The sequence below is a fragment of the Halorhabdus sp. BNX81 genome, from assembly GCF_029229925.1.
GTDB lineage: Archaea > Halobacteriota > Halobacteria > Halobacteriales > Haloarculaceae > Halorhabdus.
Map to the genome: position 1 here is coordinate 203,493 of NZ_CP107254.1, position 15,468 is coordinate 218,960.

A 15,468-nucleotide genomic window follows, 5' to 3' on the forward strand; every position below is an offset into this window, starting at 1 on the left:
CTTAATATAGGGAGCTTGTCAAACTGGAGACGATCGTACTATGGTCGACACCGTGGTGCAGTATGGACAGGGGGCCCTGGTGTTGTTACGACTCGTGCTCTTCGGGCTGACGCTCGGGATCACGCTCATTAGCTTTCAGGCGTACCAGAAACGACGGAGCGAGCGACTCCAGTATGCGTTTATCGGGTTCGCTTTCATCAGCATGGGAGTCGCCGTCAGCAACATCGTCTCGCAGATGTTCACGTCCCAACCGGCTCCGCGAGTGCGGCTATTTTTCGATATGACCCAGACAGTGCCGTTTATCATCGGCTTTGCCATGCTGTACGTCTCGTTGTACCGGTAGCGAATTGGGGTACTTTCGCGGTCAGGGAAAAGTCACGTCGCTTATGAGGGGGCGGCCCTAGTTACTGTGCAATGACTGAATCGACGTCCCAGGTGACCCGTCTGTTCGGCGGGCCTGGCAGCGGGAAGACGACGGCGTTGCTCGACCGGGTCGAGGACCTCCTCGAAGACGACGACGTAGACGTTCGGGACGTCCTCGTCGTCTCGTATACGCGGGCAGCTGCCGCGGAGGTTCGCGAGCGGCTCGCCGAGCGCCTCGATGTCTCGCCGCGCTCACTCAAGGGCAACGTGTGTACGATGCACGCAAAGGCCTACGAGTTGTTGAACCTCTCGCGTGGCGACGTCGTTGGCGAGTCCGACAAACAGGAGTTCGCCGAGGAGTACGGCATCGAGTACGAGGATCAGTACGAAGGTGGCCGACGGCGAACGGCCCGATCGACGACGATCGGCAACAAGATCATCGCCACGAGCCAGTGGCTCCAGCGCACTCGCCGGGACGTCGCCGACTGGTACGATGTCCCCTTCAAGTGGAACGACGAGAAGGTCCGACTGCCGCCGGAGATCGACGAGAACGCTCAGACGGGCAACAAGTACACCCCGACGTGGCCCAGCGACGACGACCGGATCGACGTCCCGGAAGTCATCCGCGCCTGGCGGTCGTACAAGGGTGAACACGGGCTGGTCGGGTTCGCCGACATGCTCGAACGCGTCAAGCAGCGCTCGTTGCTCCCCAGCGTCGATTACCTCGCCATCGACGAGTTCCAGGACATCACGACGCTGCAATACGACGTCTACGAGGAGTGGAAAGCCCACGTCGACCACGCGCTGATCGCGGGCGACGACGATCAGGTCGTCTACGCCTGGCAGGGAGCCGACCCCAACCTCTTGCTCGAAGAGGAGGGCGAGGACGTCATCCTCGACACCTCACATCGACTTCCCTCGGAAATCCTCGAAGTCGTCCAGCGCGAGGTCACCCACATCGACCAGCGCCAGGAGAAGAACCTCTCGCCGCGCAAACAGGGGGGCAACGTCGAGGCCGTCCGGAACCCGTCGATGCTCGATCTCGTCCGGAACGTCCGGGGGACCGTCGAGGAGGACGACGGCACCGTCATGGTGTTGTTCCGGGCGCGCTACCAGATGTTCCAATTTGTCGATGAGTTTATCGACGAGGGCATCCCCTTCCGGACGATGACCGACCAGCGGATGTGGACCGACCGCCTTACGGACTACGTCAACGGGATCGAGGCCCTCGCGGCCGACGAACCCCTGACGGCTCTGGAGGGGCGACGGCTCGCGGACATGCTCGAAGACACGGCGTTCGGCACCGGCGAACGCGACGATCTCTTCGACGATCTCGAAGATCGCCAGGAGGCCGCCGAGACGGACGACCTCACCGAGATCGAGGTCGAGCCGGATCTCATCCGCGATCACGCGCCGTTCCTGCCGGAACCGCCGGCTGCCGCCGACATGGTTCGGAAAGTCACCAGCTTCCAGGAACAGACGATCGACGCGTACTTCGCCGGCGACTACGAGGGCATGGACCCCGGGCGGGTTCGCCTCGGCACGATCCACAGCGCGAAGGGTCGGGAGGCCGATCACGTCTTCGTCGCGACGGATCTCACCGAGAAGGTCGTCGAGCAGATGGCCGCGACCGTCGAGCGCAACGAGATCGACGTGCCCGCTGTCGATGAGTTCACCAAACACACCGATCCGGTTCCGACGCTGACCGATAACGAGCGCCGGGTCTTCTACGTCGGGCTCTCCCGTGCCCGCGAGCGACTCGTCATCCTCGAAAACCTCGTCAGCGGCGCGCCGACGCTGCCGATCGACGTCCTGTTGAACAACGAACCCAGCGAGGACCCAGAGGCGGCTCTCGCGTCGATTCTCGGCGAGGAAGCGGCTGCCGTCCACTGATCGGCTGTTCCGTTCCCCGACCGCTTTCACTCGTCGATCAACTGTCCATCGAGATAATTCCGGGCGTTGTCCCGCGTCGACTGTGAGACTTTTACGAACGTGACGACGCGCTCGCCGCTCTCGTCTCGGTCCTGCTGGATTTCGAGCTCGATGCCCATATCCCGCAAGTGCGAGAGGAGTGCCTCGATCACGGCAGGGTCGTCCCGGACGGTGTGTTCCTCCCCCACAGTCTCGCCGCGCTCGACCGCTCTGACGGTTTCGACCGCGGGCAAGAGGATCGACTCCCCGAGTTCCTGGGCTCGCTGGCGGGGCTCGCCCTTCGTTCGATCCAGCTCGATGGCCTGGAACACCTCCCGGAGAACCCGCGGAAAGACGAAGTCCCGCCCGTAGTCGAAGGGGAGCGAGAACGCGTGTTCCAAATCGGCTCGATGCGTCGCCGATGTCGTGTATTTCAGCTGCCGGGTACCGTCCATCGATTGCAGCACGACCCCTTCTTTGCCTGCCCGGTCCAGGTCGTCGATCACCTCCCGGACGGCCTCAGCCGCCTTCGCCGGATCGCACTCGCCGAACTCGGGAACCGTCGCCAGGCCGTGGCGCGCACAGAGGTCCCGCCGGTGATCGACCGCCAATGGCCGGCCCGTCTCTCGGTCACGGACGTCGAACACTTCGAAGGCAGCCGACTCGACTGTGGGATACTCGTGTGGCGTGTAGGGGTTCTCCGGGCCGATCAACTCCCCACAGAGCATGCGCTCGGGATTGGCGTCGAAAACGGAGTCGGGGTTGAGTAGCTCCCTGACTTTGCTGGTGGTGTACGGACAGATGTATCCGCTCCGGGTGAACCCCAGGACGTCGCCGTCGATCCGGGCGACGCGGACGTTGTACCCGTTGCGCTTCTCCTCGATCGTGACTCGCCCGTCGAAGTGCTCGGCGATCCCTGGGTCGAGCACCAGCGTTCGCGGGATCGACGGAAATCCCCGGACGACGGTCCCGTCGACGATTGCCGTCCCACGCTCGATCCCGTGGCGGGCAGCCGAGAGGTGACGGTAGCGCCGCCCCTCGTACATATCAGTCTCGAACGCCGCGAGGACCCTTTCGACCTCCTCGTCCGGGATCCCGAGAACCGCCGCCCAGTCGCGATCCTCGTCCATGCTGACAGCTACGGCGTCCCGACCAATAGCTATGGGGGGTGATAACACGCCACTCCGGTATGTAATACAAAAACCGCGGCCAGAACCCTCAGGCAGTGGCGGATTCGGCGTCCTCTTCGGCTTCGCGCTCGGCTTTCTCCTCGGCTTCCTTGTTGGCCTTGATCTTTTTCATCCGGAAGATCTCCTCGCGTTCCTGCTCTTCGAGCTTCTGCTCGATGTAGTCCTGACTCGATCTGAGATCGGGCAACAGCGTGAACTCCAGGGCGTTGACACGCCGCTTCGTGGTCTCGATCTCGTCGAGCAGTTCCTTCATCGCGGTCTCGACCTCGGCAGCGAGGATGATCTGTTCTAAGAGTTCCTCGTAGACTTCCGCGACCTCGTCGATCCGGGCGCTCGTCCCGAGGACCCCGTACCCGCGTTCGTCCAGGCTCTTGCGCACCTTCGTCGATTCGATCTGCGGGACGACGACGCCCATGATGTTCTTCGACTGGGTGGTGATCTCGGGGTGTTCCTTCAAGGCCGCCGCCGCCCCGCGGACGGCGACGTCGCCCTCCATCGCCCGCGCCATGTCGATGCGCTCTTGGGCGCGGTCGTAGGTCTCCTCTAAGTCCGCACGGACGTTCTGGGCCTGGTCGAGGATGTCCATGAACTCCATGATGAGGCCGTCACGCTTCTGTTCGAGCGTGTCGTGGCCCCGCTCGGAGAGTTCGATTCGATCCTCGATCTGCATGAGGTTCTTTCGCGTCGGCTTGACGTCCTGGGCCATTACCACCCGATAACCGAGCCACTCAGTTAACGCTTTTCAGTCGATGTGAGTTTGTGTTTGGATCTGTGACTTCTGGATCCGCCAGTGATGAGTCCAGCATGAAAGCCCCGGCTGGCTCCGGTCGAGGCGCTCGCTGCGGTCCTCACTCACTTCGCTCGTTGCGGTCCTTGCGTCGCCCGTCTTCCCGGAGCCAGCCGCCCCTTTCAGTCCCACCCGTGTCGGCTTCTTCACTGGCTTAAGTGGGTGGGACTGAAAGGGGCGAGCCGCGCGTGGCGGCGTACGCCGCCACGGAATGAGGAGGTCGGCGTCGCCGACCTCCCTTTCGGGGAAGGCGGACCCGACAAGCACCGGAACGCAGTGAGGAGCGCAGTCGCGGTCCCCCGACTCGAACGGCTCGGGGCTTTCATGCTGTTCGTAGTACTCTCCCTCGCCTCAATCTTATCAGAACGTCATCTCGCGTACCCAAACCCATCCACGTAACTCATCACCAGAACCCTTGCTCACGGTCAATCCAGGTGACGATCACCACGTGGGGCAGGGTCAGGACGGCGATGCCAACGAGATAGACCCCGATCGCGCTCGCGACTCCCTCGCTCGCCGGCGTCAAGACGTACAGCGCCCACAGGAAACCGCCGGCAGCGAGCGTCGTCGGCAACGCTTCGACCGCCAGCCGACCGGCCGGCTTCAGCCACTCGCCAGCCGAAAGCGAAGACGCCGTCCGCTGATCCAGCAACCCAACCCGGACGATGTGACGCAGCGAGTGCCACAGACAGAAGTACGCCCCGATGGCGAGCACTGGCTCGACGAGGAGGAAAAACACCCACAGCAGTGCCGTCTCGGCCGCGTCGAGTCGCCAGCCGCCGTTGTCGCTCTGCCGACGACCGTTCGCCTTCGCCAGCCGCCACCCGCGCCACAGCGTCACGACGGTCACCAGCCCGAACCCCACCGCAACGATCGCTTGCCCGCTCGGCTCGAACAGCCACGCCGACCCGATCGACCCGCCGAAGGGATCGACGAACGTTTCGAGGACGGCCAGATACCGGTCGGGAAACCCGACCAGCGGGACCGCCATCGGCAACCCGCCGCGGACCACCGTCGTCAGCGCCTGCTGGGTGCGATCGTCGAGGTGGCCGCCGCCGAAGGCGTCCCGGAGGACGAACAACTCGCCCTGCCCCCAGTGGAACCACGTCAGCGCGATGAACACCACGGCGGCCGGGACGGGTACGATCAGCCACGCCGTGAGGTAGGCCCCGCCGAGAATTGCATAGAGGACGCCCACGATCGCCAGTCCCCGTGCGTCAACCCGGCCGGACAGCGCCCGCGGCAGGGCGACGTAGTCCAGCGCGCCGTGGGGCAGGCCAAAGACTACGACGCTCGCAGCCAGGGGCAGATACCGGATGGGCTCCGGTAGCGGGGCGAGGAGTGGGACGACGACGGCGAGCCCGAGTAGCGGCAGCCAGCCGGTCCACCGGAGGAAGGCCCCGAGGCTAGCGGCCACCGTCCCGTCGATCCCGCCCCTATCGGTCGTCGGTTGCACGCGTTTGAACTCGATGGGCAGGTGCAAAACCGTTGGGTCGGCCCTCGCCGTCAGCTACCGTCGTCACGCCGGCGATAGTAGTACTTCGAGGCGTAGAACGTGAGGACGGCGACGACCCACGTCACCACGACGGGAGTCGTGACGGTCCCGCCCGTCGCGAACTGATACCCGCCGATGGCGACCAGCAGAAGGATCGTCGCGAGAAACCCGTTCCGGGCGGCGCGAACGAGTGGATCGGCTTCGACCATGTGTGAGGAGCGGAAACGCGATCAGCTTCAGTCGTCGGCTTCGGCAGCTTCGACCGTCGCGTCCGACCCCTCGTCGTAGTAGGTCTCGATGAACTCCTCGTCGATGCGGTTGAGTTCCTCTTTGGGTAGATCCGAGAGCAGATCCCAGGCGATGTCAAGGGTCTGGTCGATCGACCGGGCGGTGTCGTAGCCCTGGTCGACGAACTCGCTCTCGAAGCGGTCGCCGAAGTCCAGATACTTGTTGTCACGCTCGCTGAGTGCTTCGCGACCGACGATGTTCACGAGGTCACGCAGGTCCTCGGCCTCGGCGTAGGCCGCATACAGCTGTGACTGGACGTCGCCGTGGTCCTCGCGGGTCAGCCCCTCGCCGATCCCCTCGTCCATGAGCCGCGACAGCGAGGTCGGGACGTAGATCGGCGGCCGGACGCCCTGGCTGTTGAGGCCACGATCGACGTAGATCTGGCCCTCGGTAATGTAGCCTGTCAGGTCCGGGATCGGGTGGGTGTCGTCGTCGCTGGGCATCGTGAGGATCGGGATCTGGGTGATCGACCCCTCGACGCCCTCGATCCGGCCCGCCCGCTCGTAGAGGTTCGCCAGGTCGGTGTACATGTACCCGGGGTAGCCCCGGCGACCCGGAACCTCCTCGCGGGCGGCCCCGATCTCCCGGAGGGCCTCACAGTAGTTGGTCATGTCCGTCATGATCGTCAGGACGTGATACCCCTTCTCGAAGGCCAGGTACTCCGCCGTGGTGAGCGCCAGCCGCGGCGTGATCGTCCGCTCGACCGCGGGGTCGTCCGCGAGGTTGAGGAAGACGACCGAGCGTTCCAGCGCGCCGGTCCGCTCGAAGTCGTCCATGAACTCGTTGGCCTCCTCGGCGGTAATCCCCATCGCGGCGAAGATCACGGCGAACTCACTTTCCTCCTCGTCGTCCTCTTCAGGCACTTCGGCCTGGCGCGCGATCTGGAGGGCGAGTTCGTTGTGGGGCAACCCCGACCCGGAGAAAAGCGGCAGCTTCTGGCCCCGGACGAGGGTGTTCATGCCGTCGATGGCGGAAATCCCCGTCTGGATGAACTCCCGGGGATACTCCCGGGAGAACGGATTGATCGACGCGCCGACGATGTCCTGGCGGTCGTCGGGCACGATGTCGGGGCCGCCGTCGATCGGCCGGCCGGTCCCGTCGAGCACCCGCCCCAGGAGGTCCTCGGTGACGGGCATCTTCATCGTCTCGCCCAGGAACCGGACCGAGCACTCCCGGTCGATCCCCTGGGTGGACTCGAAGACCTGGATCGCGACGTGATCGCTGGTCGATTCGAGCACCTGCCCGCGACGGGTGTCGCCGTCGCCGACTTCGATCTCGACGATCTCGTCGTACCCGATCGGCTCGTCGGTCTCGACGAACACGAGCGGCCCACTGACTTCGGTGATCGTCTGGTATTCTTTCATTGGTAGGTCCCCCTGAGTTGGGATTCGATGTCGTCTTCGAGCTCGGCGACGAACTCGTCGTACTCCTCGGTCGTCCCGATCCGGTTGAGCCGCGGCGCGGCGTCGATGTCCGTGATCTCGTCGACCGGGACGCCCGCGTCCAGCGCGTCGAAGGCCTCGTCGTTGAACGTCTTGATCGCCTGCATCATCCGGTAGGTCTTCTGGGGTTCACAGTAGGTGTCGACGTCGTGTAAGGCGTTCTGCTGGAGATATGACTCCCGGATGTACCGGGCGACTTCCAGGGTGAGCTGCTGGTCGGCCGGCAACGCGTCCTGGCCGACCAGCTGGACGATCTCCTGGAGGTCGCTCTCCTCGTCGAGAACGTCGATGACCCACTGGCGGATCTCCGCCCAGTCGTCGGCGACCTCAGATTCGAACCACGGATCGAGCTGATCGCGATACAGCGAATACGATTCGTCCCAGTTGATCGCCGGGAAGTGCCGGCGATCGGCCAGGTCGGCGTCCAGCGCCCAGAAGGTCTTGACGATCCGCAGGGTGTTCTGGGTCACCGGCTCCGAGAAGTCACCGCCGGGTGGGCTGACCGCCCCCACGACGGTGACCGAACCCTCGGTGCCATTGGCGTTCTGGTAGTAGCCGGCCCGCTCGTAGAACTCGCTGAGGCGCGCCCCGAGATAGGCGGGATACCCCTCCTCGCCGGGCATCTCCTCGAGTCGCGAGGAGATCTCCCGCAATGCCTCGGCCCACCGCGAGGTGGAGTCGGCCATCAGCGCGACGTCGTAGCCCATGTCCCGGTAGTACTCGGCCATCGTGATGCCGGTGTAGACCGACGATTCACGCGCCGCGACGGGCATGTTCGACGTGTTGGCGATCAGGCTCGTCCGGCTCATCAACGGCTTGCCCGTCTGTGGGTCCTCCAGGTCCGGGAAGTCCTCGATGACCTCGGTCATCTCGTTGCCACGCTCGCCACACCCGACGTAGACGACGATGTCCGCGTCGGCCCACTTGGCGAGCTGGTGCTGGGTGACCGTCTTCCCGGAGCCGAAGGGCCCCGGAATCGCGGCCGTCCCGCCCTTCGCGACGGGGAAGAGACCGTCGAGGATGCGCTGGCCCGTCACCAGCGGATCGGTTGGGGTCTCCTTGTCGCCGGCGGGCCGGGCCTGCCGGACCGGCCACTCCTGGCGCATCTGGATCTCCTCGCCGGTATCGAGTTCGACGACCGTCTCCTCGACGGTGAAGTTGCCCTTCTTGGTATCGATGACTTCGCCACCCTCGTAATCGGGCGGCACCATCACCTTGTGATCGATACTCTCTGTCTCGGGAACGGTCCCGACGATGTCGCCGGCGGTGACCTCGTCGCCTGCCTCGACCTCGGGAGTGAACTCCCAGGTTTTCTCCAGATCGACACCCGGCGCGTCGACCCCACGGTCGAGGAATGCCGAGTTCATCTGCTCTTCGAGTCCTTCGAGGGGGCGCTGGACGCCGTCGTAGATGTTGTCCAGCAGCCCGGGCCCGAGGTCGACCGATAGCGGTGCGCCCGTACTCTCGACGGGGCCGCCCGGCGCGACGCCGGAGGTCTCCTCGTAGACCTGGATCGTCGTCAGGTCTCCCTCGATCTCGATGATCTCTCCCATCAGGCCCTCCGAACCGACGCGAACCACGTCGTTCATCCGGGCCTGCAGGCCCGTCGCCGTGACGACGGGACCGCTCACGCTCTCGATGACGCCGTCTTCACGGACGTCGGACGTTGTCGCTTGACTCATACGTTAGTCTTCCTCCATCAGGTCGATACCGACCGCACGTTTGATCTGGTCGCGCAATCCACCGCTTCCCGCTCCGCCGCCGAGCGTCACCAACACCGGATCGACGCTCGTCTCGACGCGCTCGCGGACCGACCGCGAGAGGTGATCGATATCCGGATCGTGCATCACGATGATGCCGACATCGTCGTCTTCGAGCATCGTCGTGACCGCCTCGTCGACCTCTTCGGTCTCGGGGTCATCCGAGATGGTGGCGAACGTCCGGATGCCGGCAAGCCGGAAGCCGGTCGTGAAATCCGCACTCCCGATGACTGCGATCTCTTTGCTCATAGCATCACCAGCTCCCGCTGGATCTCCTCGGGCGAGAGCCCACTTTCGGTCCCGCGGGCGATCGCCCGGATGTTGTCTATCTCCCGCTCCTTGGCCAGTACGTACGAGAGAACCGCCGTGATAGACACCGGATATCGGTAAGATAGCCGGTCTGCGTACTCAAGCAACGCCGCTTCGATGGCGTGTTCGAACTGGATCAACTCCTCGGCCGAATCCAGGGCATCGAGCGCCTCGGACAGCTCGTCGCCGTACTGGCTCTCGCGGATGTGATCGAGTAACTGCCCTTCGTCCTCGACGAGCTGGCGGACCGCCGTCGCATCGAACAACTGGCCCCCCTCGATGTAGTACTCGGCGGGGTCCATGTCCGCGCCGCTGCGGACCAGCCGCAACGCGTTCCGGAGGTTCCGGAAATCGATCTCCGCCCGCAGGAACTCGAGATAGTACCCGATCGCGCTGCCCGTCTCCGCGCTGTCCGGCAATCCGGCGAGCAACGCCTCGTAGAACGCCCGGTCGACGGCGTTCTCCAGGGGCACCAACAGTCCCGTCTCCTCGAAATCATCGAAGGCAGCCACGAGCGGGTCGTGGAAGATCGTCTCGTCCAGCCGCTCGATGACGCCCTCGATCGACTCCGCAGTTGCCAGCTGGTCGAGTTCGTCCTCGGTGAGTTCGCCCGCCCGGATGAAGTCGGACTCGATGGCCTCGGCATCCGCTCCCGAGTAGATCCCCCGAAACACCGTCTTGATGTTCCAGGCGTCGAACTTCCGGAGGTACCTGGCGACGTAGTCATAGAGTTGCCCCTCCGACCACGACAGCAGGTCCTCGAAGTGCTTTGCCATGTTCCGTGTCAGCGCGTACTCGATGAGGTCGACCCCGGAATGCCGCGAGCCCAAGGCGTTCATCTCGCGCTCGTACTCGCTTTCCTCCATGAACCGGGCGATCTCGCCGGTCCCCATCCGGACGAGCTTGCGGTAGTCGTCCTCGTCGAACAGCGAGGCACGACGGGAGCGAACGCGGGCAACGACGTACTCGTAGTTGCTCTTTGCGCCGCTGGGGTTTCTCATGGGACTCATTGCTCGGTTGTCTCGGCGTCGTCGGCGAGGTCGCCGTCGACGTCAGTATCTTCGAAGAGGCGATCGCTGATCGCCTTGATCTGGTCCTCCCAGACGTCTTCGAGTACCGAGTCGAACGTGTTGTTCACCCTGACCCTGGACTCGTCGCTCTCGACGACGACGCCGCCGAGACAGTCGCGTTCGCCAGCCAGGGTCGCGTCGTAGTCCGCAAGGATCGATTCGAGCAACTCGGCGTCCTCGGGCCGACCGTAGACGCGTACCTCGCTTCCCTCGAACTCCGCAAGCGCGTTTTCGAGGAGCTCGCGGGTCAACGTCTCGCGTCGGTCCGCCTCGAGGGTCGCGAGCCCGTCTTCGACCTGGCTGCGAACCGTTTCGAGGACTTCCCGGCGTGCGTTCAGCCGCTCCTGTTTGGCCTCCAGGTTCGCACTCGAGAGCCGGCGCTCGCGCTCCTGGGCGATCTGGCGTTCGACCTCGCGCTCGCGCTCGGCGACGATCGACTCGGCGTCGTCCTCGGCCTCGCTGACGATCGATTCGGCTTGCTCGTCAGCGGCCTCCGTGATCTCTCTCGCACGCGAACGGGCTTGCTCCCGGATGTCTTCGACGACCGTTTCGAGGCTCATGAATATCGAGAACCTCGGTTTCTACGATAGCGTCAGGAAGACGACGACCAGTGCCAGGATGACGAGCGTCTCCGGGAGGACAGTCAGGATCAGCACCTGTCCGAACAGACTGTCGTCCTCGGCGAGCGCGCCGACGGCCGCCGAGCCGATACCTCGCTCGGCATACCCCGCTGCCAGCGACGCGAGACCCACGCCAAGTGCCGCAGCCGAAAGCGGTTCGAGAACGACCATGTTCAGTTCCCTCCCTCGGTCCGGCCAGCTAGTTCGGAACGCGATACGGTGTCACCGTCGGTCGACAGTAGTGGTTCACTCATGGGTTTGCGAATAGATCCTGTTCGGTTCAGGAACATTGGTTTTCGGACATCCTGGAATCGGATCACAACCCTCATAAAGCTTCTCAAAGCGGTCGAGACGCGTGGAGTGGGAGTTATCGAATACGGTCGACTGGTGGGGGTCAGTAGCGAGCCCACGTTCGGGGAAACATACCGGCTGTCGCCCGGGTAGTTTCAATCCTCGGCCGTATATTCGCGCTCGTGTCCGAACGGCCGGTAGGCCGTCCCACCGCCCTCGTAGAACTTCCCGAAGAACTCGACGTATTCGAGACGGACGGCCTGGAGGCCGGCCGAGGAGACGCCAAGCACCAGCACGACCAGGTGGCCGGCCACCAGGACGACGATGCCGGCGAGCCAGCCGAGTGCGATCATCACGGGCTCGCTCCCGTTGACCAGGCCCGCGAAGACGACGTAGTCGGGATTTGGCGCATGATCCATGAAGAAGATGAAGTGGAACTCCCCCTCATGCAGCGTCGCGCCGAACACCAGCAGGTTGACGACCAGCGCCATGCCGGCCTTCGCTAGCAGGACGGCCGCCAGCCGGGTGTAGGACACCACGTGACCGAACGCCTGCGTGATGCTCTCGACCAGTGCGATGCCACCCTCGGCGTAGATCGCCAGGACGAACCCGACGGCCGTCAGCACCAGCCCGGCCGTCCCGACCGTCGGCGAAAACCCGGTAAACCCGAGTGGGATGGCCGCCGCCTCGCCGCTGCCGAAGGCGGTGAACATGAACTCGGGCTTGGGGCCACGGGCCTGCGTGCTGAACACCCACAGCCAGATCCCGGCGGTGAGCATGATCCAGGAGCCGCTCTCGGCGAAGGCGTCCCACAGCCCGTGGTGGAGATTGTTCGCGAAGTCGATGACCCGACCGACGATCAGGTGGAGTACGCCGGCGACGAGACTCGCCACCAGCCACGCCTGGGCGAAGGCGACGTAGTGGGGCTGGAGTCCCTTGTGAATCGGCGGGTGGCCGTTCCAGACGATCTCGCCGAGCTGGTGGAGCCCGAAGATCTCGCCGTACAGCACGCCGAAGACGGCAGTGAAGCCGCCGGCCCACATGCCGACGCCGCCGAGACTCTTCAGTGTCGGCTTGTCCAGGCGACTCCAGATGCCATACCCCGCGATGAAGTACAGGATCCCGTAGCCGAGGTCGCCGATCATGAACCCGAAGAAAAGCGGGAAGGTGAGGAACAACGCGAGCGTCGGATCGAGTTCCGTGTACTTCGGCCGGTTGATGACCTCGACCAGCGACTCGAAGGGCGCGATCCCGCCGGGATTGTCCTGGACGACGGGCGGGTGCCCCTCGCTCATCGTGAGCGGGCCAACCGTCCGGCCGCCGTCCGCCGCGACCGCTTCGGCCCCGTCGTCTGCCGCCTGGTCACCAGCGCCCTCGACCGGCTCCCGCTCGGTGGGGTGACCCTCGTCGTCGTAGTCGGCGCGCTCGAGCTCGTCGATCTCGAGGTGATCGCCGACGGCCGACCGGAGTGCGGACTCGAAGCGGTCGACGTCCTCGGTCGGGATCCATCCCTCGGCGACGAAGGCGTTCTCCGTCGTCGCGAACGTCAGGGGCGCTTCCCGCTTTTGGACCTCGACGGTGAGTTTTTCCTCGGCCGCCAGCAGGAACCCGCCGACGTCGAGTTTGAGCTCCTCGAACTCGTTTTCGACCGTCGAGAGCCGCGACTCGAGTTGCTGGCGGCGGTGTCTGAGTTCGCTCAGATACGTCTCCGGGTCCCCATCGCCGTCGGGCATGTCGACAGCCGCGAAGTCGGTCCCGACGAGGGCGTCCCCGAGCGCTTCGTCGTCGGCCGGGTAGGCGAACGCGGCGAGCGTGTTCCCGTCGCCGAACACCTCGGTGGCGTCGAACGCATCGGCCGACTCGAGTGCCGTGCTGACGCTGTTCGGATCGCCGTTGCCGACAGCGACGGACAGCGAGTCGTACCCGGAGAGCAGATCCAGGTCGATACCGAGGTCGACGAAGAACTCCATTCGCTCGATGTCCTCCTCGACGTTCCGGATGTCGGTGCGCAGCGCGTCCCGGCGGTCGTCGAGCTCGTTGACCTCCTCACGGATCTCTTCGAGATCTGATTCGAGCGCCTCGTCGGTCACCAGCCGCGTCGGACCGGCGTCCTCGGGCTCGACGCCAAGAGTCGATTCCAGTGCCCGCACCGTCACGAGCTTGTCCGAGGCGTCGTCCGCGCCTTCCGCCGGGTCGCCAGGGTCGAACCCCTCGAAGGAACCGTCGTACTCCGTGATGTGAAGGACATCGAGGTCGTGGACGGTCTCGATGACGTCGGTCATCACGCGCTTTGCGCCGGCGACCGAGACCCGGCTCATCCGCTCAGGTCTGAGCATGTACCTCCTCCGCGAACGCTTCGAGGACATCCTCGACGACCTCGTCGATGCGCTGTTGGGCTTGGGACTCGAGTCGCTCCCGTCGGTTGGCACCGTCCTCGAGGATCTCCTCGCGGTCGGATTCTATCTCTTCGCGCGCGTCGGCGAGACGCTCTTCGGCCATCGCTTCGGCGTCCGCGTGGGCCTGCTCACGGATCTCCTCGGCCCGCTCGCGCGCCTCTTCGAGGCGCTGTTCACGCTCGTTTTCGGCCTCGGCGACGATTTCGTCAGCCTCTCGCTCGGCCTCCTTGATGCGGTCGAGAACCTCGGGCCTGGGCATTTGTCAGTCGTGATTTGCGAGAGCGCCTATATGGGCGTTGCGAAGTACTCACGGGATTTCGGCAATCCATTCCTGATCCGGGGAGTTATGCCGACGAAGGCCCAATACGGCCCAAATGGGCATCCTTGAAGACAAAGCGCGGGCACGGCTATTTTACAAGTACCTCTCGAAAGTGTACGACCGCGTAAACCCCTTCATCTGGAACGAGCGGATGCGCACCGACGCGCTCGAACTCCTCGACATCGGCACCGACGATCGAGTTCTCGATGTCGGGTGTGGCACGGGGTTCGGGACCGAGGGCATCCTCGAACACACTGACGACGTCTACGGGCTCGATCAGAGCCCCCACCAACTTGCCAAGGCCAGAGAGAAACTCGGTGACGGGCCCGCCCAGTTTTGCTTTGGCGACGCCGAACGCCTCCCGTTCGAGGCGGACACCTTCGACGTGGTCTGGTCCTCGGGTTCGATCGAGTACTGGCCCAACCCCGTCACGGCACTTCGGGAGTGTCGGCGCGTCGCCCGTCCCGGCGGGCAGGTCCTGGTCGTCGGCCCGAACTACCCCGGGTCGTCGATCTTCCAGAAACTCGCCGACGCGATCATGCTGTTTTACGACGCCGAGGACGCTGACCGGATGTTTGCCGAGGCCGGCTTCGAGGATGTCGAACACGTCACGATGGGACCGGGGTACAACCCCGAAATCGCGATCACGACCGTCGCGCGCGTTCCGGCGTGAGTCTGGTCGGGCGCCCGGCAGGGACACGCGTCCTCGAAATGGTGGCGGCCACGGCTACTCGGCCGTCGTTTCCAGCCTCGCGAGCACGTTGGTCTCCTCGGTGACAGTCACTGTCACCGTCGCGCCGTCCGTGAGCAGCGGGTTGTTCGTCGAGGCGAGTTCGAGCCTGGCGGTCTCGCCGGCGGTCCAGGGCCCGGTCGTCTTGCTGTTGAACGCGCCAGTTGGGCCACTCACGAACCCCGTCGCGGCGAAGAATGGAACCGGCGGCTGGTGGGTAAGATCGGTCCCGTCGATGGCGATATTCACGTCGATGGCCGCCGGGTCGAGGGCGTCGCCACCCTCGTGGGTGAGGGCGACGGCATCACTGGCCGCGTCGGCGTTCGCCGAGAGCTGTACTGTCGCCCCCGGGTCGGGTGTGGTTGTCCCGAGTGCCATCGTCCCGACCGTTGCCGCGAGCAGCACGGTCAGGGCAACGACCAGGACGATGCCGACGACGGGCGAGACGGCACGATCAACCATCGCGGAGACCTGGCTGCGCGATCGTATATAAACTC

16 protein-coding genes are annotated in these 15,468 nt (G+C 64.7%); 3 read left to right on the forward strand and 13 right to left on the reverse strand.

Annotation, left to right across the window (positions count from 1 at the left end):
- Positions 1-40: 40 nt before the first annotated feature.
- Positions 41-343 carry a hypothetical protein gene (locus HBNXHr_RS00910; RefSeq protein WP_275738655.1) on the forward strand — a complete coding sequence of 101 codons (303 nt, stop codon included), beginning with the start codon at positions 41-43 and terminating at the stop codon, positions 341-343.
- 71 nt (positions 344-414) lie between these two features.
- Positions 415-2,256 carry an ATP-dependent helicase gene (locus tag HBNXHr_RS00915; protein ID WP_275882795.1) on the forward strand — a complete coding sequence of 614 codons (1,842 nt, stop codon included), beginning with the start codon at positions 415-417 and terminating at the stop codon, positions 2,254-2,256.
- 26 nt (positions 2,257-2,282) lie between these two features.
- Here HBNXHr_RS00915 and HBNXHr_RS00920 read toward each other — a convergent pair whose 3' ends face one another.
- The 12 genes from HBNXHr_RS00920 to ahaH form a co-directional block, all read right to left on the reverse strand.
- Positions 2,283-3,404, reverse strand: coding sequence for an RNA ligase (locus tag HBNXHr_RS00920; RefSeq protein ID WP_275882796.1), 1,122 nt, complete (start codon positions 3,402-3,404; stop codon positions 2,283-2,285).
- Between the two features lie 88 nt (positions 3,405-3,492).
- Positions 3,493-4,170 (reverse strand): V-type ATP synthase subunit D, encoded by a 678-nt coding sequence (locus HBNXHr_RS00925; protein WP_275882797.1) that lies wholly within the window; start codon positions 4,168-4,170, stop codon positions 3,493-3,495.
- 484 nt (positions 4,171-4,654) lie between these two features.
- Positions 4,655-5,707, reverse strand: a complete 1,053-nt coding sequence (locus HBNXHr_RS00930) for a Brp/Blh family beta-carotene 15,15'-dioxygenase (RefSeq protein ID WP_275882798.1) — start codon at positions 5,705-5,707, stop codon at positions 4,655-4,657.
- Positions 5,708-5,757: 50 nt separating this feature from the next.
- Positions 5,758-5,955: a hypothetical protein gene (locus tag HBNXHr_RS00935; protein ID WP_275738662.1), complete on the reverse strand. Its 198-nt coding sequence runs from the start codon at positions 5,953-5,955 to the stop codon at positions 5,758-5,760.
- A gap of 27 nt (positions 5,956-5,982) precedes the next feature.
- On the reverse strand, positions 5,983-7,398 hold the full coding sequence (locus tag HBNXHr_RS00940; RefSeq protein ID WP_275738664.1) for a V-type ATP synthase subunit B: 1,416 nt from the start codon (positions 7,396-7,398) through the stop codon (positions 5,983-5,985).
- Positions 7,395-9,158, reverse strand: coding sequence for an ATP synthase subunit A (locus tag HBNXHr_RS00945; RefSeq protein WP_275882799.1), 1,764 nt, complete (start codon positions 9,156-9,158; stop codon positions 7,395-7,397). Before HBNXHr_RS00945 ends, HBNXHr_RS00940 begins: the two co-directional genes overlap by 4 nt.
- A 3-nt stretch (positions 9,159-9,161) precedes the next feature.
- On the reverse strand, positions 9,162-9,485 hold the full coding sequence (locus HBNXHr_RS00950) for a V-type ATP synthase subunit F (RefSeq protein WP_275738668.1): 324 nt from the start codon (positions 9,483-9,485) through the stop codon (positions 9,162-9,164).
- Complete coding sequence (locus HBNXHr_RS00955) at positions 9,482-10,555, reverse strand: V-type ATP synthase subunit C (RefSeq protein WP_275738670.1); 1,074 nt, start codon at positions 10,553-10,555, stop codon at positions 9,482-9,484. Before HBNXHr_RS00955 ends, HBNXHr_RS00950 begins: the two co-directional genes overlap by 4 nt.
- Entirely contained in the window at positions 10,552-11,175 is a 624-nt protein-coding gene (locus HBNXHr_RS00960; RefSeq protein ID WP_275882800.1) for a V-type ATP synthase subunit E, read from the reverse strand. The genes HBNXHr_RS00955 and HBNXHr_RS00960 overlap by 4 nt, the downstream gene beginning before the upstream one ends.
- Before the next feature lie 21 nt (positions 11,176-11,196).
- Positions 11,197-11,406 carry a hypothetical protein gene (locus tag HBNXHr_RS00965; protein WP_275738674.1) on the reverse strand — a complete coding sequence of 70 codons (210 nt, stop codon included), beginning with the start codon at positions 11,404-11,406 and terminating at the stop codon, positions 11,197-11,199.
- Between the two features lie 275 nt (positions 11,407-11,681).
- Entirely contained in the window at positions 11,682-13,862 is a 2,181-nt protein-coding gene (locus HBNXHr_RS00970) for a V-type ATP synthase subunit I (protein ID WP_275882801.1), read from the reverse strand.
- Positions 13,849-14,181, reverse strand: a complete 333-nt coding sequence (gene ahaH, locus HBNXHr_RS00975) for an ATP synthase archaeal subunit H (RefSeq protein ID WP_275738678.1) — start codon at positions 14,179-14,181, stop codon at positions 13,849-13,851. The genes HBNXHr_RS00970 and ahaH overlap by 14 nt, the downstream gene beginning before the upstream one ends.
- 115 nt (positions 14,182-14,296) lie before the next feature.
- On the opposite strand from ahaH, the gene HBNXHr_RS00980 reads away from it, so the two are divergent.
- Positions 14,297-14,914, forward strand: coding sequence for a methyltransferase domain-containing protein (locus HBNXHr_RS00980; protein ID WP_275882802.1), 618 nt, complete (start codon positions 14,297-14,299; stop codon positions 14,912-14,914).
- 54 nt (positions 14,915-14,968) lie between these two features.
- Here the strand turns inward: HBNXHr_RS00980 and HBNXHr_RS00985 are convergent, their stop codons facing one another.
- Entirely contained in the window at positions 14,969-15,433 is a 465-nt protein-coding gene (locus tag HBNXHr_RS00985) for a type IV pilin (RefSeq protein ID WP_275738682.1), read from the reverse strand.
- Positions 15,434-15,468 lie beyond the last annotated feature (35 nt).